Below are 1,542 nucleotides of genomic sequence, written 5' to 3'. Positions count from 1 at the left end.
GCTGGCCGTCGTCGACACCGCCGACGGTTCGGTCGCCGACGTGCGCCGGCATGCGCTGCCCAGCAGCGACGGGGCGGCGCTGGCGCAGCTGGCCGCGTTGGCCTCGGGCGCCGAATCGATGAGGGCGCGCCCGGACGGGCTGTTCCTGGTGGGCTCGGACGTCGACATCCCGTACATCAAGCCGGCGCTCGAGTCGGCGACCTCGCTGTCGGTGACCACGCCCGAGGAACCCGAGATGGCGCTGGCCCGCGGCGCCTCGCTGGCGGCGGCCAACGCCCACCTGGGGGCGCCGTCGACGATCGCGATGCCCTACGCAGGACAACCCGCGACGGGCGGGCGCGAGCTCGCGTACAGCGCCGAAGCGGGCGACGCGGCGGCCCGGGGAGCCGAGTCCGCGGCGGACCGGGGCGATCGGCGCAGCCGGAAGCCGGTGCTGGCCGTCGTCACCGCGACCCTGGTATTCGTCGGCGGTGTCCTGGCGCTCTCGCTGGCGCTGGCCTTCGACATCCGGGCCCACGCGCATCAGCGCCCCGGCATCACCCAAAACGTCGTCGCCCCGGCAGTCCAGGCGCCACCACCAGGCCCGTCGGCGCCCCCGCTGTGGGCATCCGTCCCGGGCGTCCCGCCCCCGCCGGCATCGCCCCAACCCGGACCCGGCCCGTCCCACAGCGACCAGTGGGACGACTGGCTGCATCGGCACCTGGGCGGCCACGGCATCCTTGTCCCCTAGCCCGCCCGCCGGGCGCCGAACACGCGTAAAATCGAGACACTAGGGGAAAACACGGTGGGGACTAAGTGACCTCTGGCGTTTTCGCGGGGTGCGGCGGCCACGTTCTCATCATCAGCGCTAGCAATCGAACGATGGAGGAGCTTTGGACACGGTACTTGGCGTGTCGATGGCGCCGACGGCAGTCCGAATGGTGCTGGTCGAAGGCCAGAATGGCGAAGGCGCCACCGTCGACGAAGACAATTTCGACGTTCCGCCCGAAGACGACGCGGCAACGCTCAGCGCGGCCAACCAGGTAGTCTCCGCGATCCTGGGCACCCGTCAGGGCGCGGCCGAGGGCGGTTACCAATTGGCATCGACCGGCGTCACATTCACGGACCCGATCGAGGCCGCCGCACTGCGGGACGCACTGGCCGCCCACAAGGTGGAGAACGTGATGTTGGTCTCGGCCTTCCTGGCCGCGGCCGCCCTCGCGCAAGCGGTGGGCAGCCAGACCAACTACTCACAAACTGCCCTGCTGTACATCGAGCCGGACACCGCCACTCTGGCGGTCGTGAACAGCGCCGACGGGTCGATCGCCGACGTCCAGCGCCAGCCGCTGCCGGCCGACGACGAGGCCGCGGTGGCCCAGCTGGCCAGCATGGTGTCTCACGCGGAGACGCTGGAGACACGGCCGGACGGCGTGTTTGTAGTCGGCTCGGGCATCGACATCCCGCTGATCAAGCCCGCGCTGGAGGCGGCCACCGCGGCCTCGTCGTCGGCCGGCAGCGGCTGGCGCTGGACGTCGGCGATCGACCCGTCGGCGCTGTTCACGA

Annotated in this window: 1 protein-coding gene and 1 pseudogene; both read left to right on the top strand. The window is 71.5% G+C overall.

Features of this window, described 5'->3' with window-relative positions; translation table 11 throughout:
- A partial coding sequence (locus A5691_RS28380; RefSeq protein WP_197696192.1) for a hypothetical protein occupies positions 1–730 on the top strand: 730 nt, incomplete at its 5' end.
- Positions 731–917: 187 nt separating this feature from the next.
- Positions 918–1,542: pseudogene (locus tag A5691_RS16845) on the top strand (hypothetical protein); the annotation flags it as partial.

Source organism: Mycobacterium sp. E183 (assembly GCF_001667735.1).
GTDB lineage: Bacteria > Actinomycetota > Actinomycetes > Mycobacteriales > Mycobacteriaceae > Mycobacterium.
This window is presented reverse-complemented; position numbering and strand designations above follow the sequence as displayed.